Source organism: Salinicoccus sediminis, from assembly GCF_000986795.1.
Classification (GTDB): domain Bacteria; phylum Bacillota; class Bacilli; order Staphylococcales; family Salinicoccaceae; genus Salinicoccus; species Salinicoccus sediminis.
This window is the reverse complement of sequence record NZ_LAYZ01000010.1, coordinates 1-398: the sequence shown is the minus strand read 5'-3', so window position 1 is coordinate 398 and position 398 is coordinate 1. Positions and strand designations below refer to the sequence as shown.

Annotated in this window: 1 rRNA gene; it reads right to left on the bottom strand. The window is 54.5% G+C overall.

From position 1 onward, the window contains the following. Window positions 1-398 (bottom strand): 23S ribosomal RNA (locus WN59_RS07865); the annotation flags it as partial.

The following is a 398-nucleotide window of genomic DNA, read 5'->3' as shown; positions in this document are numbered from 1 at the left end:
TGGCAGTGTGGAATCAGGAACTTCGGTACTATATTTCCCTCGCCGTCACAGCTCAGCCTTTGCGGGAAACGGATTTGCCTATTTCCCAGCCTAACTGCTTGGACGCGCTATTCCAGCAGCGCGCTTACCCTATCCTCCTGCGTCCCCCCATTGCTCAAATGATGAAGAGGTGGTACAGGAATATCAACCTGTTGTCCATCGCCTACGCCTTTCGGCCTCGGCTTAGGTCCCGACTAACCCTGAGAGGACGAGCCTTCCTCAGGAAACCTTAGGCATACGGTGGATGGGATTCTCACCCATCTTTCGCTACTCATACCGGCATTCTCACTTCTAAGCGCTCCACCAGTCCTTACGGTCTGGCTTCAACGCCCTTAGAACGCTCTCCTACCGCGGACATC